At 56.4% G+C, this 22621-nt stretch carries 21 protein-coding genes and 3 tRNA genes; 7 read left to right on the forward strand and 17 right to left on the reverse strand.

Features of this window, described 5'->3' with window-relative positions; translation table 11 throughout:
• Positions 1–1397, forward strand: a 1397-nt coding sequence (locus ACTG34_RS02845) for a hypothetical protein (protein ID WP_439103520.1), incomplete at its 5' end; no start/stop codon positions are given.
• Positions 1398–1823: 426 nt separating this feature from the next.
• Here the strand turns inward: ACTG34_RS02845 and ACTG34_RS02850 are convergent.
• Positions 1824–1907 (reverse strand) — tRNA-Tyr (locus tag ACTG34_RS02850).
• A 176-nt stretch (positions 1908–2083) separates the two neighbouring features.
• Here ACTG34_RS02850 and rlmB point away from each other — a divergent pair.
• The 3 genes from rlmB (at position 2084) to ACTG34_RS02865 (ending at position 4315) form a co-directional block, all read left to right on the forward strand.
• Positions 2084–2863 (forward strand): 23S rRNA (guanosine(2251)-2'-O)-methyltransferase RlmB, encoded by a 780-nt coding sequence (gene rlmB / locus ACTG34_RS02855; RefSeq protein ID WP_439103521.1) that lies wholly within the window; start codon positions 2084–2086, stop codon positions 2861–2863.
• Positions 2864–3060: 197 nt separating this feature from the next.
• On the forward strand, positions 3061–3504 hold the full coding sequence (locus ACTG34_RS02860; RefSeq protein WP_439103522.1) for a CoA-binding protein: 444 nt from the start codon (positions 3061–3063) through the stop codon (positions 3502–3504).
• A 202-nt stretch (positions 3505–3706) separates the two neighbouring features.
• Positions 3707–4315: a hypothetical protein gene (locus ACTG34_RS02865; RefSeq protein ID WP_439103523.1), complete on the forward strand. Its 609-nt coding sequence runs from the start codon at positions 3707–3709 to the stop codon at positions 4313–4315.
• Positions 4316–4431: 116 nt separating this feature from the next.
• On the opposite strand, the gene ACTG34_RS02870 is transcribed toward ACTG34_RS02865, so the two are convergent.
• From ACTG34_RS02870 to ACTG34_RS02895, 6 genes are all read right to left on the reverse strand, one after another.
• The gene (locus ACTG34_RS02870; protein WP_439103524.1) at positions 4432–4674 is read right to left on the reverse strand and encodes a hypothetical protein; all 243 of its coding nucleotides are present in this window, start codon (positions 4672–4674) and stop codon (positions 4432–4434) included.
• Between the two features lie 90 nt (positions 4675–4764).
• Positions 4765–6393: an FGGY-family carbohydrate kinase gene (locus ACTG34_RS02875; RefSeq protein WP_439103525.1), complete on the reverse strand. Its 1629-nt coding sequence runs from the start codon at positions 6391–6393 to the stop codon at positions 4765–4767.
• A 22-nt stretch (positions 6394–6415) separates the two neighbouring features.
• Positions 6416–7144, reverse strand: coding sequence for an SDR family oxidoreductase (locus ACTG34_RS02880; RefSeq protein ID WP_439103526.1), 729 nt, complete (start codon positions 7142–7144; stop codon positions 6416–6418).
• 19 nt (positions 7145–7163) lie between these two features.
• Positions 7164–8420 (reverse strand): sugar ABC transporter permease, encoded by a 1257-nt coding sequence (locus ACTG34_RS02885; protein ID WP_439103527.1) that lies wholly within the window; start codon positions 8418–8420, stop codon positions 7164–7166.
• Positions 8417–9223, reverse strand: a complete 807-nt coding sequence (locus tag ACTG34_RS02890; RefSeq protein ID WP_439103528.1) for an ATP-binding cassette domain-containing protein — start codon at positions 9221–9223, stop codon at positions 8417–8419. Before ACTG34_RS02890 ends, ACTG34_RS02885 begins: the two co-directional genes overlap by 4 nt.
• Before the next feature lie 61 nt (positions 9224–9284).
• Positions 9285–10322: a substrate-binding domain-containing protein gene (locus ACTG34_RS02895; RefSeq protein ID WP_439103529.1), complete on the reverse strand. Its 1038-nt coding sequence runs from the start codon at positions 10320–10322 to the stop codon at positions 9285–9287.
• Positions 10323–10574: 252 nt separating this feature from the next.
• On the opposite strand from ACTG34_RS02895, the gene ACTG34_RS02900 reads away from it, so the two are divergent.
• Positions 10575–11585: a substrate-binding domain-containing protein gene (locus ACTG34_RS02900; protein ID WP_439103530.1), complete on the forward strand. Its 1011-nt coding sequence runs from the start codon at positions 10575–10577 to the stop codon at positions 11583–11585.
• Positions 11586–12012: 427 nt separating this feature from the next.
• Here ACTG34_RS02900 and ACTG34_RS02905 read toward each other — a convergent pair whose 3' ends face one another.
• From ACTG34_RS02905 to hisA, 4 genes are all read right to left on the reverse strand, one after another.
• Entirely contained in the window at positions 12013–12324 is a 312-nt protein-coding gene (locus ACTG34_RS02905) for a phosphoribosyl-ATP diphosphatase (protein ID WP_439103531.1), read from the reverse strand.
• A 23-nt stretch (positions 12325–12347) separates the two neighbouring features.
• On the reverse strand, positions 12348–13145 hold the full coding sequence (gene hisF / locus ACTG34_RS02910) for an imidazole glycerol phosphate synthase subunit HisF (protein WP_062216012.1): 798 nt from the start codon (positions 13143–13145) through the stop codon (positions 12348–12350).
• Between the two features lie 87 nt (positions 13146–13232).
• Positions 13233–14096 carry a restriction endonuclease gene (locus ACTG34_RS02915; RefSeq protein WP_439103532.1) on the reverse strand — a complete coding sequence of 288 codons (864 nt, stop codon included), beginning with the start codon at positions 14094–14096 and terminating at the stop codon, positions 13233–13235.
• Positions 14097–14149: 53 nt separating this feature from the next.
• A complete protein-coding gene (hisA, locus tag ACTG34_RS02920; protein ID WP_439103533.1) occupies positions 14150–14872 on the reverse strand; it encodes a 1-(5-phosphoribosyl)-5-[(5-phosphoribosylamino)methylideneamino]imidazole-4-carboxamide isomerase in 723 nt (240 codons plus the stop codon).
• Between the two features lie 196 nt (positions 14873–15068).
• On the opposite strand from hisA, the gene ACTG34_RS02925 reads away from it, so the two are divergent.
• Positions 15069–15458, forward strand: a complete 390-nt coding sequence (locus ACTG34_RS02925) for a DUF2147 domain-containing protein (RefSeq protein WP_439103534.1) — start codon at positions 15069–15071, stop codon at positions 15456–15458.
• Between the two features lie 69 nt (positions 15459–15527).
• Here ACTG34_RS02925 and hisH read toward each other — a convergent pair whose 3' ends face one another.
• A complete protein-coding gene (hisH, locus tag ACTG34_RS02930) occupies positions 15528–16166 on the reverse strand; it encodes an imidazole glycerol phosphate synthase subunit HisH (RefSeq protein WP_439103535.1) in 639 nt (212 codons plus the stop codon).
• A gap of 81 nt (positions 16167–16247) precedes the next feature.
• The gene (gene hisB / locus ACTG34_RS02935; RefSeq protein WP_439103536.1) at positions 16248–16835 is read right to left on the reverse strand and encodes an imidazoleglycerol-phosphate dehydratase HisB; all 588 of its coding nucleotides are present in this window, start codon (positions 16833–16835) and stop codon (positions 16248–16250) included.
• A gap of 277 nt (positions 16836–17112) precedes the next feature.
• On the opposite strand from hisB, the gene ACTG34_RS02940 reads away from it, so the two are divergent.
• Positions 17113–17499, forward strand: a complete 387-nt coding sequence (locus tag ACTG34_RS02940) for a hypothetical protein (RefSeq protein ID WP_439103537.1) — start codon at positions 17113–17115, stop codon at positions 17497–17499.
• A gap of 101 nt (positions 17500–17600) precedes the next feature.
• Here the strand turns inward: ACTG34_RS02940 and ACTG34_RS02945 are convergent.
• The 4 genes from ACTG34_RS02945 to ACTG34_RS02960 form a co-directional block, all read right to left on the reverse strand.
• Positions 17601–17675, reverse strand: a tRNA-Gly gene (locus ACTG34_RS02945).
• Between the two features lie 96 nt (positions 17676–17771).
• Positions 17772–17846 (reverse strand) — tRNA-Gly (locus tag ACTG34_RS02950).
• Positions 17847–17931: 85 nt separating this feature from the next.
• Complete coding sequence (locus tag ACTG34_RS02955; protein ID WP_439103538.1) at positions 17932–18315, reverse strand: MAPEG family protein; 384 nt, start codon at positions 18313–18315, stop codon at positions 17932–17934.
• 164 nt (positions 18316–18479) lie between these two features.
• Positions 18480–21923: a pyruvate carboxylase gene (locus ACTG34_RS02960; protein ID WP_439103539.1), complete on the reverse strand. Its 3444-nt coding sequence runs from the start codon at positions 21921–21923 to the stop codon at positions 18480–18482.
• Positions 21924–22621: the final 698 nt, after the last annotated feature.

Genomic DNA, 22621 nt, shown 5'->3' on the forward strand with positions numbered 1-22621 from the left:
TTGCCGATCTGACACTTGCATCCGGTTCTACCGCATTGATGGAAATTGATACGGCAGGGGCCAGCGCAATCGCAGGCACGGACTATGACCGCGTGAATATCTCTACGGGTGGCACGCTTACCATCACCGATGATGCTGTTCTCAATCTGGTCGAAAACGATGCATCTGCGCTTGGTGAAACCACACATATCTTTGACTTCGATGATTTCGCGATCGACGGTATGTTTGGAACGGCCACGACGACGGGCACCAACGATGTGATCATGAACCTTGCGACAGGGAATGTTGTCGGTCTTGGCACCACAACCCTGTCCGAGCTTGAGGCCCTTGCCCTCACAGCTAATCACGCGGCTATCTACGATGGCTTGATGGTGAATGACGCGGGCGGTGTCGCTCAGTTCTATGGCGGTGAATTTGTCGAAGCGCTGACACAAACTTTGGCCGCCAGTGGGGATACGTCCGCGGTCTTCCGCAAGGCGTCACCTGAAGCCTACGCAAGCCTAGGATCAGCCGCCGAAGCGGCAGCCGTGAACGCCATGCCAAACTGGATCGCAGGGTTTGCGGGATATGAGGGTCAAAAGCACTCGTTCTTCAACGCCTCTAACGCCCACTTTGACACAGCCGAAGTGATGGCCGAAAACACTGCGTTCGGTGTCGATGTGACAACAAGTTCAACAGGCTTTGGTCAAACCATGCAGGGCGCGACCGTGTTGTTCTCACTGGGCACAGTGTCCTCAAGTGTGAACAGCGACCTGATGACCGGTAGCGGCTCCGGCAATCACTTTGGTGCAACTGTTCTGGGTGAAATCGCAGGATCCAATGGCGCGTTCTGGACCATGGGTGTGAGCCATACAAACGTCACACTTGACGGGACACGCCTTGCCAATGGCGGCACGGTCGACTTTGACAATGTGCGCTCGTCCGCGACACAAATGAGCTTTGGTCTTGAGTACCAACATGCAACGGCCCTGACGAACCTAGGCCTGCGTGCTGGCGCAGTCTTTGGCACCTCGTCGTCGGATGCGTTCATGGAGACAACCGAGGGATCTAACACCTTGGATGTCATGGCTGTTGATAAAGTATCGTCAAGCTATGCGCGCTTGGAGCTGGGCACCAAGCTGGCAGTTAATGTTGGCAACAAGACACAGTTGTCAGGGGCGTTGGATCTATCTGCGCCGTTCGGTGGCGACACCATGGTGGACGGCAGTTATGACAACGGCCAAGGCGCGTTCTCGGTCGGGTCCGTTGGCCTCAACCGTGCGAACATGTCCGCGCGGGTTGGTGTGACGCATGCGATCACCGATACGGGCACCGTGTCGTTTGATCTGGGCGCAGACAACGCTTGGGGCGATGACGCGGATGTCACCGCAAGCCTTGAGGCGCGCTTTAGCTTCTAAGTCTGCCGCGATCTTCATCGCCAAACAAAATAGGCCGTCCCACGTGATATCGTGGGGCGGCTTTTTCGTGTTTGCGCCTGTTAGAGGGGGTGTGGGTAGGGCTGGGGTTTCGAGCGGGACGGAGAGTGCCACAAGGCGGCCCTGTGCTCGCCACGCAGCCACACACGGAGCGCTAGGGGGAGGGTTTGGGCAGAGTCGGGTACGCCACGCCGTTGAGGGTCTTTCCCTGGCGCAGTCATAACTTTTTATGGGGTGGTTGTGAGGCCGTTGCGGATGCGCATCACGACCCGAATGTCTCAAGACGCGACGAGGTAGATATTACCTGACGCGCGTCACAACATGGAGCGTATCAATGCCCGCTATAATGATCAGGCTCGCGAGGCAAATCGTTAAACCGATATTATATATCAATGATTTGGGGGGTAATGGTGGGCGACCCTGGAATCGAACCAGGCGTGGGTCTCCCCGGCGGAGTTACAGTCCGCTGCCGCACCTTGCAGCCCGTCGCCCATCAGGATGTTTCCATCCGTCTGTGAAGCGGGGGATACCGTTCCCTGTTTGGGGCGTCAACAGGAAAATGGCTTGAACTTGGACATTGTGCGCGGCATGGAAGGGGAGGACGCCCGCGATAGGTCATGCGCGGGGCACGCTCGGGGTAAACTCGGGGCAAAAGCGAAAGAAGAGATATGAAAAAGCCACAGTGGGTCGTTGAAAAGGAACAGGGCAAGCGCAAGGCCGCCAATGAAACGGTGTGGCTGTTTGGCCTTCATGCGGTGCGTGATGCGCTGCGTAATCCTGCGCGTGAAAAACTGCGGCTCGTTGTGACGCTCAATGCGTTCAATAAGCTAGAAGAGGACGTGGCATTTGCGGGTATCGAACCCGAAATGACCGATCCGCGCAAATTCAACGTGCCGATTGATGCGCAATCCGTCCACCAAGGAGCTGCCTTGGAGGTCAAGCCGCTTAAGTGGGGGCCGCTTACCGAGGTTTGTCTGGGCGCGGGCGAGGGACAGCCCACAGTTGTTCTGCTCGATCGTGTGACCGACCCGCATAACGTAGGCGCTGTGCTGCGCTCTGCCGAAGTGTTTGGCGCCGAGGCCGTGATCGCCACCGCCCGCAATTCTGCGCCCGAAACGGGGGCATTGGCCAAGACCGCCTCTGGCGCGCTTGAGCGTCAGCCATATTTACGCGTGCGCAACCTGTCTGACACGATTTTGCAGCTCCAAGAAATGGGGTTTGTGGTGTTGGGTCTGGACGGTGAGGCAGAGACCGACCTTGATGAGGCTCTTGCGGACGCGTCAGGGCGCGCTGTCGCACTCGTGATGGGGGCCGAGGGGCCGGGCTTGCGCGAAAAGACCAAAGAGACCGTAGACAAGCTGGTTAAAATTCCGTTCGCGCGGGGCTTTGGGTCTCTCAACGTGTCCAACGCCACCGCAATCGCGCTTTATGCCGCGTCTAAACGCTAGGGTGGTGCCACGCACCGTTAACGACGACATCACAAAACCGCGAGAGGGGCTTTTGTCCGCGCTGTGAGACCCTATGTCTATTCACGAGCCGCGCAGTCGGAACCCGCGCGGAGGTCTCACTGTCCCTCGTTCCAAAACTTTTGCCCGAGCCTTGTGCTCGGGCTTTTTTCTTGTGAATGCGGCCCTATCTATAGTGCATGAGCATTCTTCATCAGCCCAGCGATGCACAAATCGCCACCATCCTGACCGAGACCCGCGTGATCGCCCTTGTGGGGGCCTCCGCCAATCCCAAACGCCCCTCGAATGAGGTCGGGCACTACCTCGCCGCGCGCGGGTACAAGGTGATCCCCGTTAATCCGGGGCAAGCGGGCAAGGAGCTATTTGGTCAGACCTGTGTGGCGACACTTGCCGATATCGACGAGCCTGTGGATATGGTGGATATCTTCCGCCGCTCCGAGGAGGTTTTGGGCGTGGTCGAGGACGCGCTCGCCCATCTGCGCGGTCTCAAAACCGTCTGGATGCAAATCGGCGTCATCAACGAAAAAGCCGCCGCTCTGGCCGTGGCCCAAGGCGCAAACGTGGTCATGGACCGCTGCCCCGCGATCGAGATCCCACGGTTGGGCGTGGGGGCTGTGGGGTAGGGATGTGTGGCGAAGGTCCGGTTTGAGCGCAGAGTGGCTGGTGCTGCGACATGTACGAATAGCAGCATTTTGCGCCGAGAGCGACGGTCCTAAGAATTCAGCTACCCGCGTTTTGAAGACACGAGTTACACATTTCAGATCATCAAAACGGCTTAAAGGAGCTCAGTTCGGCTTGTGTTTGAAAAGCAGCTGCTGAACTCGTATGGATCAAGAAACTCAATATTTAAATGCCCAAAAAGTTCTGAGAGGATATATGCGCAGAAAGCCAACAGCAAAAGAAGTGGGTTTCGATCATTACTTCGGAAAGCTACGTGAAAACATCGTTTATGCCGAACTTGCATTGATGCAACTCGTGGCGGTTACGAAACGTTTGGACGGGCGGGACAAACTCGAAGACGATTTACGTATAAATTTGGAAGTACAAGAGCAAGCTTTGAAGGACATGGTTGTTCTGGTTATTGCCCGACTGTTTGATCGAAAAGGACAAAAAGGCGACCAGCTTTCTATTCCAAACATTCGTGAGAGCGAAGCGATCACCCTTAACGAAGATCAAGAATATAAGATTCAACGAATTGGTTCATTACCAACAGTGAAACTTATCCGATCCATTCGAGATAATATGGTAGCGCACTCACTTTCGCATGCTTCCGATGCGACATTCACCGCCGCTGATCTATTGCCCATTATAAATGGTTCCTACGAAATTCTCGCGGAAATTTACCAGTACAACAGACCTTCTCAAGCTCTCCAACGAGCTGATATTTCAGCATTTTCAGAAAAATGGAGCGAAATGACCAAAGATTGGTGTTAGTTTCAGACAATAATATCGAAGCCAATTAACACTTGCGGTGAACAGCGGTTACTCAAATTTCTGCGGCAAAAGGCAGGCACGTTCCGCATAACAGTCATTCCTGCCGACCAGAATCCCTACCGTCCCGCCTTTTCCTCAATCCCCGACACGCCTTGGCGCCGTGCGAGTTGCGCTAGCACGTCCTCGAGCGCCACCAGATCTTCGGATGCAGGGTCCTGAAGTGGCGCCCGCACAAGTGATGGGGTAGTGGTGCAATCGACGTGGAGCAGCCTCTTTACGAGCTCGACTTCGCCGGAATCGGCAACCACGACTGTCATTTGTCTGAGTTGCTCGAGCACGTTTTGCACTGCATCTCTCATGCTTTCGTCCGTTCGATTTGGGCACAAATTTCTGTCGGCCTGCGGTGGCCTTGGAAATTGATCAGCTTTGCCCAAGTCGCGTCGCCCTGTTCAACTGCGCGCCACTTGTCTTGCAAGGGATTGCAATTGTTCGAACACCTTGAACCGAGTGTCGTGAAGCTGTCGCACTGGCCCCGACTGTGGTTGGTATCGCGAGGAAAATGTAGACATTTTCTCCATCGCGCGGTGGATGTCTGGATGGATACCACCCGCGACGCTGCTAAGAATTGCCGAACCTAGGAGGACTGGTTCCTCGGCGGAAGGTGCCGCAATTTCCACGCCGGTCGTATCCGCTAGAAGTTGTCGGATCATATCGCTGCGGCCCGCGCCGCCACTGATCACGATGCGTTCAACAGGGGCCCCTGCTTTGGCCTGCGCCTCTACGATCTGGCGCAAGCCGTATCCGATCCCGCAAAGCCCTGCGACGTAAAGAGCGATGAGGCTATCGAGGTCACGCTCCATGCCAAGGCCCACGATGACGGCCCGCGTATGCGGGTCGGCATGCGGCGCACGATTGCCGAGAAACTCAGGTACGACATGGATGTTACCTGCGAGCACGCCAGCGTCTTGAACATCCCCAAGACGCATTTCGACGCGCTCGGCAAGCCAGGCCGGCAAGGATTGTTCGTCCCGCGCGGCTTTTGCATGAGCCTCGGAGGCATGTGGATGGAATTCGAGCAGGTGATCAATCGCTGCACCGGCAGCGGACTGACCGCCCTCGTTCAGCCAAAGTCCGGGCACCATCGCGGAAAAATACGGCCCCCAGACGCCAGGGACAAAAACGGGGTCTGTCGTGGACGTCATGGTGCATGACGATGTGCCAAAGACGTAAGCCAGATTGGTCTCCGCTCCGCCACCACCCTTCGCCCCGACCGAACCGATGCCCCCCGCGTGAGCGTCGATCAAACCGGCTGCGACGGGTGTGCCCGCCAGCAAGCCGAATTCATCGGCGGCTTGTTGGGTCAGCCCCGCTCCCAATGCAGATCCTGCGGGAACGATATTCGTACCGATCCGTTTGAACCCCTCATCGACCAGTTCATCGAGACCAATGGTTTTGAAGTAGTCGGCGTCCCAACTGTCTTCATGGGCGATATAGGTCCATTTACACGTTACCGTGCAAACCGAGCGCGCAAGATCGCCCGATGCCCGCCACGTCAGAAAATCAGTGAGGTCCATAAACTGCCAAGCCTCGGCGAATACGTCGGGCCGGTTCTCCTTGAGCCAGAGCAGTTTCGGTGTTTCCATTTCCGGAGAAATGCGGCCGCCCACGTAATCAAGGACACGGTGACCGGTCGCATTTATCCGTTCGGCCTGCTCCAGCGCCCGATGGTCCATCCAGACGATGATATTACGTTCGGGATGGTTTGGGTCACCAACTGGCAGAGACTCTCCATTGTCGCCTAATACGACCAGAGAGCAGGTTGCATCAAAACCGATACCCTTTATCTGCTCGGGTGGCACGCATGATGCGGCGATCGCCCCGCGTACTGACTTGACCACAGCCTGCCATATATCCGCGCTTGATTGTTCAACAACTGTCCCGCCTTCACGAAAAATCCGTGTCGGGTATTTGTCGGCCCCCACCATTCGCCCCTCCGCTGTAAAGACACCGGCGCGGGCACTTCCCGTTCCGACGTCAATACCAAGGACATAGGTTTCCGCTGCGCTTGAATTGGTCATACTCCGCGTCCTTTCTCGGCGTTCAAAGGTCGACGCTGTTGGGCAAAATCACCATATCGCGGATCACCACCCCACGCGGCCGTGTCAGCATGAACAAAACAGCTTCGGCAACTTCGCGTGGCTGCATGAGCGATCCGTTCGCAAGCGCTTCTTCCATCTTCTCTTTGGGCCAGTCGTCGAGCAATGCGGTGACAACTGGCCCTGGGAGGACGGCACCCATTCGGATGCCGTATTGCGAAACCTGGCGGCGGGTTGCGTGAAGAAACGCCTGAACCGCAAATTTGGACGCCGTGTAAATCGGCTCCCAGACCACGGGCACAACGCCGGCGACTGAACTGGTAAAGATGATGTCACCAGTCTTTCGTTCGATCATGTGTGGCAAGACGGCCTGAACGCTTCGAAAGGCCGCGTTGATGTTGAGATTTAGCATCCGGTCCCATTCATCCGGGTTTCCCTCTGCCGCCGCCCCGCCAACATATGCGCCCGCATTCGCATGGAATATGTCCAGTGGGCCCACCAGGTCTTCGATCTTGGGCAACATGCCCGAGACCTGAGGCCCGTCCAGCAGATCGACTACCAATGGCTTGGCATTATCGCCCAACTCCTCGCACAGCGTAGTCAGCCGGTCCTCAGCCCTGTCGATCAATACGACCTGCGCACCCTCTTCGATCAGGATGCGGGCGCATTCGAGCCCAATCCCAGATGCCGCACCGGTTATCGCAGCTGTCTTTCCGTCCATCTTGTTAGTCATTTCCCGCTCCTTTGATGGTTTATGCGCGACCGTGGCTTGCACGCGAGCGGCGAGCGAGCGAGTCGACGATGACAGCGATAGCAAGAACCGCGCCGGTGATCATGTAGCGCAACGACGAGCTGAGATTAAGCAGAGTCAGGCCATTAGAGATCGCCATGATGACCAACACACCTAAGAGTGCAGACCACGCCGATCCGCGTCCGCCAAACAAAGACGTGCCGCCGATAACCGCCGCCGCGATTGCGTTAAGGTTCACGTCACCCGTGCCGGCCTGTTGACTAGCTGACGCAAGCCGAGCCGCAGCAAAGACCCCGCCCAACGCGGCAAAGGTGGAGCATACGACGAACGCAGACAAGCGAATGCGTTGAACATTGATACCCGAGCGGCGCGCGGCTTCGGCGTTACCGCCGACGGCGAACATTGAACGGCCCCATTTCGTACGGGTCAAAGCATAGTTCAGGATCACGACAAACAACACGAACACCCCGAACATCCACGGCACACCACGCCCTTGCTCAAGGTAAAACACTGCAAATACCAGCGCGACTGTTAAAGCTGCCGCTTTCACGACCGCAACGCTCATTCCGCCCGATGACAAGTTCGCCGCACTACGCTGTGCGTTGGTGCGCATTGCGCCCACAAAGATCAAGATGCCGGGAACAATAGCGGCAATATATGCCAGCCAAGCAGGCATGATCAGGATTTGACCGAAACGCACCAAGGGTGACGTAAACGGCATGTTAATCGATCCGGTTGGCCCAAGAATGTAAAGTTGAAGGCCCAGCAGCGCGAGCAATCCCGCAAGGGTCGCAACGAAGCTGGGCATTTCGAATTTATTGCGCAGGAAGCCGAAAAGTAGGCCGACACAGGCACCCGTCAGCATTACCGCGATAATGGCAAGAGGCAGTGAAACACCTGAATTGACCCAAAGAACACCTGTCATCGCAGAGCCGAGACCACTCATCGAGCCAATAGAAAGATCAATTTCGCCAAGCAACAACACACAGACCACGCCAAGTGCGATCAGGCCTACGGCTGCGGCATCAAACAGCAGGTTTACGAGATTATTGGGGGCAAGGAACACAGGGTTCAGGGACGTGAAGACGATTGAAATTAGAAGCAGGCCGAGGACAACCGGCAGCATGCCCAAATCGCCCGACTTGATCTGGTCGACGAAGCCGCGCACTGCGCCCGCCAGCCCTGCATCGTGACGCACTCGGGTATCTGCGCGGTCAAGCTGAGGGGACGATGGTTTAGTTTGGGTCTCTTGGGTCATTGGTCTTCCCCTACTTCTTCGAGTTTGCGCGCAGCACGGCGAGACACGGAGTTCTCGCTGGCGCCGGTGATCGCTGACACGAGTTCCTGATGCGATGTTTCGGCGGTGAAGACGCCGTTGTTGGCGCCAAGCCGCAGAACGACGATGCGGTCGGCAACGGCGCGCACGTCCTCCATGTTGTGTGAGATCAGGATGACGCCATGCCCACGTTCGCGGACGCGTTCAATAAGATTGAGAACTTCGGCCGTTTGAGCGACGCCCAAAGCGGCGGTGGGCTCATCCAGCATAATTATTTTCGGGTCCAGCAGCAGCGAACGTGCGATCGCGACCGTCTGGCGCTGACCGCCCGATAGCGAAGCAATGGGTTCACGCACGGATGGGATACGTGCGGCAAGCTCCTGCAACAACGTCCAAGCGCGCACTTCCATTTGCACCTCATCCATCCGCCATGGCGAAACCTCATGACCAAGGAAAAGATTGGCTACCACATCAAGGTTTTCACATAGCGCAAGATCCTGAAACACCGTAGCGATGCCCATTTCGAGCGCAGTCGCCGGCGTATCCAGCGTCACTTGTTCGCCCAAATATTCAATGGTGCCAGACGTGGGCTGATGTACACCTGCCAGAACTTTGACCAGCGTGGATTTTCCGGCACCGTTGTCCCCCACCAAGGCGACGACTTCTCCGGCGTGGACATCAAGGTCAATATTATCCAATGCGGTGACAGCGCCGAATTGCTTTCCAACGCCGCGCAACTTGAGGATAACCTCACCCTTCGTTGGAAACTTTTTTTCTTGCGACACGGTATTCTCCTCCCAAAAGTACGTGATGCGGCACCGCATTGGCGGTGCCGCATTCTAGATGTTACTGAATTCCCAGTGCGACACAGGCCTGTGCATATTCAGCTGTGCAAACCTCTTCAGCAGATTGAATCCCGGCATCAAAGATCTCAGCCTTGATGTTTTCCTGAGTCACAACCGCAGGTACGAACAGCTGAGAAGGGGTATTGTAAAGCGACGAGGTCGCCTCGGGAGTCTCACCATTCAGGAGCATGACAGCAACCTCTGCGGCGGCGGCAGCCACGATTTCAGATGGTTTGGAGATCGTGTTATACTGATCACCGGCAATGATCAGTTGCAGTGCCGCAATCGTTGCATCATTGCCTGTGACGGGCGGCAAAGGATCAGCACCCGCAGCTTTCAAAGCGGCAATCGCGCCACCACCGGTGCCGTCATTCGCCGCGACGATCCCCATGATGTCACCACCAAACCGAGTGATCTGACCAGCAGCCCATTCCTGCGCCTTGGGTGGAGCCCAGTCAGGTGTGTCGAATTCGGACAGTGTCACATATGGCGACGCATCAAGCGCGCGATCAATACCATCACGGATCAGGCCTGCTGCCGCATCGGTTGGCGAGCCGTTGATCTGAAGAACGCCTGAACCCTCCGGAACGCCTTCGGCTTGCAAATGCTCGACCAGAGATTGAGCAATGGCGAAACCGATACCTTCGTTGTCGAATGAGACATAGAAGTCTGCCGGTGAGTCTGGAATAGGACGATCATAGGCGATGATCTTCACGTTCTGTGAACGCGCAATTTCGACCAGCCCAGCGGCGGCCGCGGAATCAACAGGGTCCAGAACAACGACACTCGCGCCTTGGGCAATAACCGAGTTGAATTGTTGCTGTTGCAAGGCTACGTCGCCATTGCCGTTTTGGTAGATCAGGGTGCAATCAGCGCACAGCTCTCCCATTGCCGCCTGGAAGCCGGGCCAGTCGTGATTTTCATAACGTGTAGATGCCTGATCCGGCATCAGGAACGCCACAGTTTCTGCGGCTGCAGTCGTGGCGAAAAGTGTGGCGACTAGCGTTGATGCCGCCGCAAGGGATGTGGTCGATCTCATGATTTTATCTCCTCCATGTCAATTTTGCGCCCCGCTCCCACGGAATGTAACGTTTGAAAGGACCACAAGAACCACGAACACCCCGCAAATGAGTGCCAAAGGTCCGGATTAAGCTCCTCCCAACGCATTACATCGAATGCGCAATCGATCGCGCTATTTGCTCCATCGATTGCGCAACATTGCTCCATCGATTGTTTTGAGTCAATATGCTTTGAAGAAATGTGCGTTGATTATCTGGAGTCCTGGCGAAACATGGAAAAAGGAACAAAGAGAACAACGATCTACGATCTCGCTAAACTTGCAGATGCATCGCCCAGTGCGGTGAGCTCCGTCCTCAACGGCACGTGGAAAAAGCGTCGAATCAGTAAAAAGCTCGCTGAGCGTGTGATGGCTATCGCAGAAGCCCAAGGCTACTCGGTAAATGTTCAAGCCAGCCTTTTGCGCCGCGAACGATCCAATATTGTTGGTATGATCGTCCCAAAATACGACAACCGATACTTTGGCGAAATTGCGGAACAGTTCGAGATGATGGCTCGCGCGCGGGGCTATTTTCCGGTTGTTACCTGTACGCAGCGGGATCCCGAGCTTGAATTCGAAGCCGCCAAAGAACTTATTTCATATCAGGCAGAATGCCTGATTTCGACCGGAGCAACAGATCCAGATCGGATATCAGCCTTTTGCAGCGCATCTGGCGTTCAGTCCATCAACTTGGACTTGCCGGGGAATGATGCGCCCTCGGTGATCTCTGATAACTATACAGCCGCCAAAGACCTGACGAATCTCATTCTCGATCGCTGTGAAACAGAACTGGGTTGGCGCGGCCCGTTGCGGTTCGTCGGCGGGCGCCTCACCGACCACAATACCGCTACACGACTGAAGGGTTTTATATCCGCACAAAAAGAGCGTTCGATAGGCGTGCCCGACACCCACATCATGGCAACAGGCTACTCGGCACAAAAGGCGGCACAGGCATTGGTGAGTTTCCGCCCCGATGGCCCCGCTGGCCTATTTGTAAATTCGACAATTTCTTTGGAAGGCGTAGTGGGCTGGCACAGTAAACTTGAAAGTGGCGCCGATCAGATCCGATACGGGTGCTTTGACTGGGACCCCTTTGGATCGTTCCTGCCCGGGAATGTAGGAATGGTAGAGCAAGATGTCAGTAGCATGCTCAACAGGGCTTTTGAACTGATCGGCAAACCCGCCACGTCAAATGAGCCTGTATTAGTTCCCTGCAAACTAAGGGCATTCCACCCAAATTCGTAAATATCCCAGTTTATGCTGCGAATTAGAACCATCTACGACGATGGTGGATAACGGCCATTGTTATCCAATGAAGCCTTTGTTCTAGCTTCGTGAATTGAGTTTGGTGACATCCCACCATACCAAAGAAATGCCGAAAATCTGTTAGCGGTCCCTTTTTGCTGCTGTAATCACGGGGTTTAAGCGGCCAATGAAGTCAGAAGCTCCCCAGTAGCTTCCTCTTGCGTCTCGAGTATTGGGAAAGCAGGCCTCGAAACGATGATTTGAAATCTGTCGAGATCAGTATCATAAAATGGCCGCTCTGAAGATACTGGCCTCGCCGCAGCGAAAAACTTACCAAAAATCGCGAGCAAATTCTGCGTCAGCAATAGCTGCAAGTGCAAAAGGCAGGCACGTCCCGCATAACAGTCATTCCTGCCAACTAGAATACCTACCGTCCCGCCTTTTCCTCAATCCCTGACACGCCTTGGCGCCGTGCGAGTTCATCCAGAACGTCTTCGAGCGCCACATCGCGGGCGGCGAGCATGACGAGCAGGTGGTAGAGCACGTCCGCCGCCTCATAGGTCAGGTTCTCGCGGTCGTCTTTGGCGGCGGCGATGATGGCCTCGATGGCCTCTTCGCCAAACTTCTCCGCACATTTTTCCGGCCCCTTGGACAGCAGTTTTGCGGTCCATGAGCTATCGGGGTCGGCCCCTTTGCGTGACTGGATTGTGATGGCGAGGTCTTTGAGAATGTCGGACATATCGCGTTCCTTGGATGGGGCGCTCAATTGAGCCGCATGGGGATGCCTTGGGACGCCATATATTCCTTGGCCTCCTGAATGGTGTAGTCGCCAAAGTGAAAGATCGAGGCGGCCAGAACGGCGCTTGCGTGGCCTTTGGTGACGCCCTCAACGAGGTGATCAAGGGTGCCGACGCCGCCGCTCGCGATCACGGGGATTTTCACCGCGTCCGCGATGGTGCGCGTCATGGCGAGGTTGAACCCCGCCCGCGTGCCGTCACGATCCATCGAGGTGAGTAAAATTTCACCCGCACCTTTGGCCTCTATCAGCTTGGCGAACTCCACCGCATCAATCGGCGTGCCATCCGCATCAAGTGCCGCTTTGCGTCCGCCGTGGGTAAAGATGGTCCATTTGGTCGGCGCGCCATCCGCGTCCCATTCGGTGGTTTTCGCATCAATCGCACAGACGATGCATTGCGATCCAAACCGGTCGGCGGCGCGGGCGATCACATCGGGATCGGCTACGGCCGCTGAGTTGAACGAGACTTTATCCGCGCCCGCGAGCAACAGATTTCGCACGTCCTCGGTGGTGCGCACCCCGCCGCCGATGGTGAGCGGCATGAAACATTGCTCGGCCGTGCGCGTGGCCAGATCATACATGGTGCCACGGTTTTCATGGGTGGCGTGAATGTCGAGAAAACACAACTCGTCCGCGCCCGCCAAATCATAGGCCCGCGCACTTTCCACGGGGTCGCCTGCGTCGATCAAATCGACAAAGTTGACGCCTTTGACCACGCGGCCATCGGCCACGTCGAGACAGGGGATGATACGGGTTTTGAGCATGGGGGTCGCGCCTATGGTGTTGCTTGGGTTTGTCTTTAGCGGGCAGGGCGCGGTGATGCAATGACGGGGGCGATAACTCCAATCAAGCTACTGAAACAAAGCAGTGAATAAATTTGGAATGTCGTGGTGGGAGAGCAATGCGACACCAGTCGCTGCCCCGAGGTCTTTCGCGCTGCTAGTATAGCCTGCATTTGTAATAACTGCTACTGCGTCCAAACCATAATAAACTTTGCCAGAATGGGCTTCTTGAATGGCTTTGTTTCCGACAGCTTGGCTATAGAGTTTGCACTGTATGCCGATACTCTTGCCGTCTTTCTTTGCGATAACGTCAATGCCCTGATCCCCTGATCCTTTGGTCACCTCCGCAGTCCACCCAAAGCCAACAAGGGCTTCACTCACCCACTCTTCGAAGGCGTGACCGTCAAAGGGTAGGTCTAGAGGATCGAAGCCACTTTCTGCGTCTTCCATTCTGCGAAATTCAAGCTGTTCGAAGACGATTTGTTTTGCGTGCTCAACATCCAAAACCGTTTCATCCAAATCAATGCTTGCAAAAAACTCGTATACGGCTTCGTCGGTTTCGTCCTTCTCGATGCGCCCGTAGTCATTTTTCTTAACTGCGCGGATCAGGTTGCGGTTAAGCGCTGCCCGATGGGTATCCACCGCATCAATGAGTCGATTGCGCTCTAGGAAACGACGACGCAAGAAATCTTTTTCGGTCGCTTCAGCCGCTTCGCTTTCCAGTCTTTTATCGCGTTGCTTTCCAAGTCTTCGGATTGGTAGCCAAATTACGAAGAGAGCTAAAGCCGGAGATAGGAAAAACAGCACCATGCCAAAGGTCGAAAGCTTTCCCATGGTCGCGGCATCTGACGAGGCGTCGACGACAGCCAGAATAACGCCACAAAATGCAAGCCCGATAGTTAGGCCAATGAACTTTAGAACGTTCTTAATCATTAACGATCAACCTTATGATTTACGATACAGGTCGAACGATAGGCCGATTGGACCTAACCTTTCAAGACCTTCAGGGCCTCGCTCAGATCAATCGCACCGTCATAGAGCGCGCGGCCCGAGATGGCACCGTCGAGTGCTGCGCCGCAGGATTTGAGGGCTTGCAGATCGGCAATCGACGACACGCCGCCCGATGCGATCACGGGGATGGATACAGCGCGGGCGAGGGCGGCGGTCTCTTCGATGTTCGGGCCTTGCATCGCGCCGTCGCGGTTGATGTCGGTGTAGATGATCGCGGCCACGCCGGCGTCCTCGAATGATTTCGCTAGATCGGTGGCGGTTACGTTGGTTTCCTCTGCCCATCCTTTGGTCGCGACCATGCCTTTGCGCGCATCTATTCCCACGGCCACATGACCGGGAAAGGCCCGTGCGGCTTCGCGCACCAGATCGGGGTTTTCAACGGCTACGGTGCCAAGGATCACGCGTTGCAATCCCTTGTCGAGCCAGCGCTCAATCGTGGCCATGTCGCGGATGCCGCCGCCAAGTTGTGCGGGCACTTTGCACTGCTTCAAGATCTCTTCAACGGGTGCGGCGTTCACGGGCTCGCCCGCGAATGCGCCGTTCAAATCGACAAGGTGCAGCCACTCGCACCCCGCATTGACGAACTCCATCGCTTGGGCGGCAGGGTTGTCGTTGAACACCGTTGCTTGATCCATTTCGCCCTTATAGAGCCGCACGGCGTTACCATCTTTGAGGTCGATTGCAGGGTAGAGGATCATCGGGTGGTTTCCTTGTCGATAGAGATGTGCATCCTTTGCCATGATTGGTAGCCAATTGCAAAGACAGGGTGCGTCTTTGGCGCGCATATTAATCGTGTGCTCATCTTTTGGCGTTTAGATGTGCCCCAACGTTATTGTTGCCACGCCACCCGATGCGCTCACAGGATAGGCACAGGGATTAAAGGGAGAACTCTCGATGAAAATACTACTAGCATCCGCCGTTATGGCACTTGGACTTGCGGCGCCGACAGTTGCGGCTGACGCGGTCGAGGGCACGTGGCAAACGCAAGTTGACGATGGCGCCTATGCCTATGTCACAATCGCGCCGTGTGGGTCGAACTTTTGCGGGACAATTTCGCGCACGTTTGATTCCAACGGCGAATATTCATCGCCTAATAAAGGGAAACAGATTGTCCGCGATATGGCTCCCATAGGCGACGGCAAGTTCGAGGGCAAAGTGTGGCGTCCGTCCAATGACAAAATATACATCGGCAAGCTGGATCTGTCCGGCGACAGGATCAAGCTCAAGGGCTGTGTGGCCGGCGGCATGCTATGTTCGTCGCAAACATGGGCGCGTGTTCAATAAAGCGCGCAACAAAATGCAAAACAAAAGGGGGCCTTGTGGCCCCTTTTTCTTGGCCTAAATATCCAAATACTACGGTGCCCAACCGAGGAAGTTGGAGATGATGCGCAATCCTGCCCGCTGGCTTTTCTCGGGATGAAATTGAAATCCGATCATAGTATCACGCCCGACGATCGCGGTTATATCGCCCGCGTAATCAACATGCGCCAGTCGCTCGGTGTCGTTGGTCACTTTGAAATGGTAGGAATGCACGAAATAGGCGTGATCGCCTGTCTCCACACCGTCTAAAACAGCATGCGGATGATCGATCATCAGGTCGTTCCAACCCATGTGCGGAACTTTGAGCGTTGCGTCTGATGGCGCGATTTTCACCACATCGCCGCCAATCCAGTCGAATCCTGCGGTCTGGGTGTATTCATGGCCGCGAGTTGCCATCATCTGCATGCCGATACAAATCCCCATAAAGGGGCGGGCCTTGACCGTCACAGCTTCTTCGATGGCTTCAAACAGGCCTGAGCGGTCAAACAGATGCGTTTTACATGCGGGAAACGCGCCATCACCAGGCAGAACAATGCGGTCTGCCTTGGCCACAACATCGGCCTCGGACGTCACAACAATTGTACCCGCACCACGCTCATTCGCCATGCGCTCGAACGCCTTATGCGCCGAGTGCAGGTTTCCGCTGTCGTAATCTACAAGGGCCGTAAGCATGGGGGGCGCTTTCTATTGGCAAGTGGTGTGGGGCGCATCCCGCAGGTGCGCCTCGTTTGGGATCTGTGGCCGCATCAGAGGCTATAGCTTGCCCTTGGTCGAGGGCAGGGCGTGCGCCATGCGTGGATCTGTCTCGACCGCCATACGCAACGCGCGGGCAACCGATTTGAATGCCGCTTCAGCGATGTGGTGGCTGTTGAGGCCATGCACGCGGTCGATATGCAGTGTGATGCCGCCATGGGTCGATAGCGCTTGAAAGAATTCGCGGACCAATTCCGTGTCGAATGTTCCGATTTTGGCCGATGGAAAATCGACATTCCATACCAAAAACGGGCGCGCGGACAAATCGAGCGCGGATGAGACCTGTGTGTCGTCCATCGCCAAAGAAAAGTGACCGTAACGGCAAATGCCTTTCTTATCGCCAAGTGCCGCGACAAGCGCCTGACCCAGTGCGATACCGGTATCCTCTACCGTGTGATGGTCGTCGATGTGATAGTCGCCTTTGGCACGCACGGTCATGTCGATCAAGGAGTGGCGCGACAACTGATCGAGCATGTGGTCGAAGAACCCCACGCCCGTCTGGTTGTCGTAAATGCCTGTGCCGTCGAGATTGATATCAACGGTGATCTCCGTTTCCGCAGTGGTACGGGTGATGGATGCGGTGCGCATGCGGCTAATCCTCTTTGGTTTGGGGCGGTTATACGCGTGTCTTTGCATGTTTGCCAAGTCGCTGCTGGTCGGGTTGGCGCAGCCCTGTGGCGCGCGGGGCACGTCCGTGATCGGGCTGAGCGACACGTCTGTCCTGTGCCATACGGCGGATATGGGTTCGTTTTAGCATTTAGGCGAGGGTGCTTAATCGGCGTTAATACTTAATTCACAAAAGTTTAAGAAACTAAAGTCGACCCTGTGTGATCTTATGCAGGATTTTATACCCAAAAGGGGCGTCATGCGTGTTTTGATTTTGAACAGTGAGAGTGAAGCATCCGGACAGTGGGCCCGCGCGCTCGGCGCACGGGGGCATTCGGTTTCCGTCTGCTATATCCCCGAAGATGCAATGCAGATGTTGCGCAACGAATGCTTTGATCTGTTGATCTTTGACATCCTTGTTGGCGAAGGCAGTGGATTGGGTGTGGCGCTTTTGGCCGAGTTTCATCAGCCGAACTGTGCCGCAATGCTTGTCTCCAACTTCGTCCCTGCGTTTCAACAAGAACTGTTTTCGCGTTTGTCGCGCCTCAAGGTCGTGATTGGGCGCGGCTCCCCCGTCGACGATTTGGTGATGTTTGCGGAAAGCTGCGTCGATGAGGATGCGCGCATCTCGCTTGGCGCTGCGTAAGCCCGTTTGTCGAGGTCTGCCGCCAGAGCACAATACATCGAGCAGATAAACGCAAACACGATCCGGAGATGTGTCGCGTTTCTATCGGTTCTTGGAGAAAATGGAGCGGGCGAGGCGATTCGAACGCCCGACCCTAACCTTGGCAAGGTTATGCTCTACCCCTGAGCTACGCCCGCTCGGCGTGTCACCTGTTACGTCGGTGTCTAGAACGTTTCCTTTGAACGACATGCTTAGGTTTCGCATGTCAACCAATCCTAAGACTGGAGGAAAATTGGAGCGGGCGAGGCGATTCGAACGCCCGACCCTAACCTTGGCAAGGTTATGCTCTACCCCTGAGCTACGCCCGCTTCCTTGGGTGAGGGGGATTTAGGACGTCACGCGCTTGGCCGCAAGGGGAAAAATGGGACAAGTGCCGATTTTTTCATTTTGCCCTTAGAACACAGCATGCCCGAGCACGGCCACGGACAAAATCAAAAGCAAAAGATAGGTCAGGATCGCCCCGTAGTAGCGCAACCGATACCCCGTGGAGGTCGTCATGCCGATGAAGTTCGCGGCCCGCGTCGCCAATAGCACAAGGCCCGCGCCGTGGATGACGCTGGCGGGTGCGCCTTGCGCTTCGGTCATGGCGATCAAGATGAGCGTGATGGGGGCATATTCGGCGAAATTGCCGTGCGCTCGAATACGCTTGGACATCTCGTCGCTGCCGCCATCCCCGACCGAGACTTTGAGCTTGTTGCGTCCGAGCGATACGTTGAGGGAGACATAGGTGTAAAACAGGCCAACAAGGCCCGCGTAGATGGCGGTGATGTGAAACATGGGTCTTTCCTTGCGTGCGTGTGTGCGCAGACCTTCGCGGGAACGGCGGCCTGTGTCCACAGCAAAGTGAACGGGATGGTTTAGTTTTTGGTGCACCACTGTCGCCCCAACGAAAAGGGCGCCGCATGGTGCGACGCCCTCTCCAAATCCAATCCCTGTGGCCGCTATTCTAATTCGACCAACAGGTCTTTCGCGTCGATCTGTGCGCCGGGTGTCACATGCACCGCTTTGATGGTGCCATCTGCGTCGGCCGTGATCGAGGTCTCCATCTTCATCGCCTCGATCGTCAAAAGCACATCGCCCTGTTTCACCTCTTGGCCCGCGGCCACGGCGACCGTCGCCACAACGCCGGGCATCGGGGCGCCGATATGGGCGGCATTTCCAATCGTGGCTTTGGGGCGAGCGACTTTTGTAGCGGCCACGGATCGGTCCGCCACGCGCACGGTGCGCGGTTGGCCGTTGAGTTCAAAGAACACTTTGACCTCGCCCTCTTCATTGGCCTCCGACATCGCCTGACAGCGGATTTCGAGCGTCACGCCCTCGTCGATGGAGACCGAGATCTCCTCGCCGGGGATCATGCCGTAAAAGAAGTTCTGTGTCGGCAAGGTACGCACAGGGCCGTAGGTTTCGTGGCGCGCGCGGTAGTCGGTGTAGACTTTCGGGTACATCAGGTAGCCGTTGAGGTCCTCGTTATCGATCTCGTCGCACTCGAATTTGGTACAAAGCTCGGCGCGGGTCGCCTCAAGGTCTACAGGCGCGAGGTGCTTGCCGGGGCGCTCGGTGTTGGGTTTTTCGCCCTTGAGCACCTTTTTGACGATGCTGTCGGGGAAGCCACCGGGGGGCTGTCCAAGATTTCCGCGCATCATGTCCATGACGCTATCGGGGAAGGACACTTCGGTCTTGGGGTCTTCGACGTCTTTGCGGGTCAATCCTTGACTGACCATCATCAATGCCATGTCGCCGACCACTTTGGAACTTGGCGTCACTTTGACGATGTCGCCGAACACCTGGTTGGCGTCGGCATAGGCCTGCGCCACTTCGTGCCAACGCTCCTCAAGTCCGAGCGAGCGGGCCTGTGCTTTGAGGTTGGTGAACTGACCGCCGGGCATTTCGTGCAGATAGACCTCTGAGGCTGGGGCGGGGATGCCTGCCTCGAAGGCGGCGTATTGGCCGCGCACCGCTTCCCAGTAGTTGGACATCTCGCGGATCGCGGAAATATCCAGCCCTGTGTTGCGGTCGGTAAAGCGCATGGCCTCGACGATGGAGCCAAGGCACGGCTGAGATGTCCCGCCCGAGAAGGCATCCATTGCTGCGTCCACGGCATCCACACCTGCCTCGGCAGCGGCAAGGATCGTAGCCCCTGCCACGCCCGAAGTGTCGTGCGTGTGGAAGTGGATCGGCAGTCCGACCTCTTCCTTGAGCGCCTTGACCAGCATGGCGGCTTGTGTCGGTTTCAAAAGCCCCGCCATGTCTTTGAGGCCAAGGACATGCGCCCCTGCGGCTTTCAGGTCCTGACCCATTTGAACGTAGTATTTCAGGTCGTATTTTGGACGGGTCGGGTCAAGCAGGTCGCCCGTGTAGCAAATTGTCCCCTCACAGACCTTGCCGCTGTCGATCACGGCATCCATCGCCACGCGCATGTTCTCGACCCAGTTGAGGCTGTCGAACACACGAAAGACATCGACGCCCGTCTCGGAGGCTTGTTTCACAAACGATTGCACCACGTTGTCTGGGTAGTTGGTATATCCGACGCCGTTTGACGCGCGCAGCAACATCTGTGTCATGATGTTGGGCATCTTTTCGCGAATGTCGCGCAGGCGCTGCCACGGACATTCCTGCAAGAAGCGGTAGGCCACATCGAATGTCGCGCCCCCCCAGCACTCGACCGAGAACAGCGGCGAGAGGTTTGCGGCATAGGCAGGGGCGGCATTGATCATATCGATCGAGCGCATCCGCGTGGCCAAAAGCGACTGGTGCCCGTCGCGCATGGTCGTGTCGGTGACGAGCAGTTGTTTCTGCGCGAGCATCCAGTCGGCCACAGCCTGCGGTCCTTTGGTCTCGAGCAACTGACGCGTGCCCTCGGTTGGCGCTTCGTTGCGCGGTGCGGGGGCGACGGGTTTGCGTGCATCTGCAGGCGGCTTGGCGCGGCCTTGGGTTTCGGGGTGACCGTTCACAGAGATGTCCGCGAGATAGGTCAGGATTTTGGTCGCACGGTCGCGGCGCGGTTTGAAGTCAAACAGCGCGGGCGTCTCGTCGATGAATTTGGTGGTGTATTCATTGTTGAGGAAGGTCGGATGTTTAAGCAGGTTTTCTACAAACGCGATGTTGGTCGACACGCCGCGAATACGAAACTCGCGCAGCGCACGGTCCATACGCGCAATCGCGGCCTCCGGCGTGCGCGCCCATGCGGTCACCTTGGTCAGTAAGCTGTCGTAAAAGCGCGTGATCACCGCGCCCGAATAGGCGGTGCCGCCGTCAAGGCGGATGCCCATGCCCGTAGCCGAGCGGTAGGTGGTGATGCGGCCGTAGTCGGGAATAAAGTTGTTGGTGGGGTCTTCGGTTGTCACGCGGCATTGGATCGCGTGGCCGTCGAGTTTCACGTCATACTGCGAAGCAACTCCCGTGGCGGCGGTGAGCGATTTGCCCTCAGCAATCAGGATCTGGGCGCGCACGATGTCGATACCCGTGACTTCCTCGGTGATAGTGTGTTCGACTTGGACGCGCGGGTTCACTTCGATGAAGTAGAACTTGCCGTCATCCATATCCATCAAGAACTCGACCGTCCCCGCGCACTCGTAGTTGACGTGCTCACAGATGCGTTTGCCAAGGGCGCAAATCTCTTCGCGTTGGGTTTCGGACAGGTAGGGGGCGGGGGCGCGTTCGACCACTTTTTGATTGCGGCGCTGCACGGAGCAATCGCGCTCGTAGAGGTGATAAATGTTGCCATGGCTGTCACCGAGGATTTGAACCTCGACGTGACGCGCCCGCACGATCATTTTTTCGAGATAGCCCTCGCCATTGCCAAATGCGGCTTCGGCTTCGCGGCGGCCTTCCTTGACCTTTTCTTCCAACTCTTCGGCGTTGAACACCGGACGCATACCGCGTCCGCCGCCGCCCCACGAGGCTTTGAGCATCAACGGGAACCCGACCTCTTCGGCCTCTTTTCTGATGGCGTCGAAATCATCTCCAAGCACTTCGGTGGCGGGAATAACAGGCACGCCCGCCTCTATCGCCACTTTGCGTGCAGAGGCCTTATCACCAAGCTCGCGCATGGTTTTGGCTTTCGGTCCGATAAAGGTGATGCCCGCATCCGTACAGGCGTCTACAAAGTCGGGGTTTTCCGACAAGAGACCGTAGCCCGGGTGGATCGCATCGGCGCCGCACGCCTTGGCCACGCGGATGATGTCCTCAATAGACAAATACGCCGCGACTGGCCCCATGCCTTCACCGATTTTATAGGCTTCGTCGGCCTTAAAGCGGTGCAAGGATAGTTTATCCTCTTCGGCGTAGATCGCCACTGTTCGTTTCCCTAGCTCGTTGGCCGCGCGCATAATTCGAATAGCGATCTCGCCGCGGTTGGCGATCAGGACCTTTTTGAAGTCGGGCATAGGGACAGTCTCCATCGTGAGTAGGGTGTTAACTTTACGGCAGCCTAGGGTTTTCTGCGCTGCAGTAAATCCCCAAAACTCATCTATGGGCCCAATGAATACTGTTAACGCTAACAAATGAAAAGGGCGGCCATGAAAACCGCCCCTTCAAAGGGTCATCTGGATTGCATAATGTCTATGCGGGGTCGGGTTTGCGCGGCGTATCGCGCAGTTCAAGAGGAATTTCATCCAATGGGAATACAAACAAAAGACTAAAGGTGGCGAGAATTGCTGCGCTTGCATAACCGACGCCGCAGTGCCGAGGGCACGCGTTGCGCGACCAAGGTTTGGGTCTCAGCGGACATCGCGGCAGGCTCGTTAGGCCAAGCTCCGCGATGGAGCTAAGCCCTTCGACCTCCATACCGTTGATTTGGGCGGGGAAGGGGGTAAAATCGGAGTTGCTGCGCGTTCTCCAGAAAGAGAAGGGCGGCATTGACCGCGCCGAAAAGCGCCATAGGGCAAGTGGCATGCGGATCCGGCCACTCAAAGTGCGTGCCCTCCTGTGACGTCAAAAGTATAACGTACCTGAGGATGACATCGAAATGTTTGCACGCCTTGTTCGGCGCTATGTTGATGGGCTGAACGCGGTTTTGCAGTCGGATGGGCCCTAAACGCCGATAACGCGTGGTGTTTTTCATGCGAACAATTGCAGAACATGC

This window comes from Celeribacter marinus, from assembly GCF_965656515.1.
GTDB lineage: Bacteria > Pseudomonadota > Alphaproteobacteria > Rhodobacterales > Rhodobacteraceae > Celeribacter > Celeribacter marinus_D.